The organism is Pseudomonas sp. 2995-3 (assembly GCF_002742565.1).
Taxonomy (GTDB): Bacteria; Pseudomonadota; Gammaproteobacteria; order Pseudomonadales; family Pseudomonadaceae; genus Aquipseudomonas; species Aquipseudomonas edaphica.
The window spans coordinates 1-278 of sequence record NZ_LJSB01000317.1 but is presented as its reverse complement, the minus strand read 5'-3'; the positions used below and the strand labels follow the sequence as shown (position 1 = coordinate 278).

At 39.6% G+C, this 278-nt stretch carries 1 pseudogene; it reads right to left on the bottom strand.

Features of this window, described 5'->3' with window-relative positions:
• Positions 1-278: pseudogene (locus AOA62_RS32300) on the bottom strand (hypothetical protein); the annotation flags it as partial.

Genomic DNA, 278 nt, shown 5'->3' with positions numbered 1-278 from the left:
GGATAAGTTCAACACATTTAATACAAGAATTACTAAAATTCCTAATGGTGCAATTACTCGTAGGAACCAGATCCAGATAACGCCAATAACAGAGTCTGTAAGTCCTGTTTCTTTTAAAGCATCAATCTTGTTCCATCCCCACCCTACGAATAGTGCAACAATTAAACCACCTAATGGAAGTGTATATTGGTCCGTAATAGTGTCCACTAAATCAAGGAATGACAACCCAAAGATCTCACCTGACCAAGGTCCGCCCTGACTTAAAGCAGATGGTATAC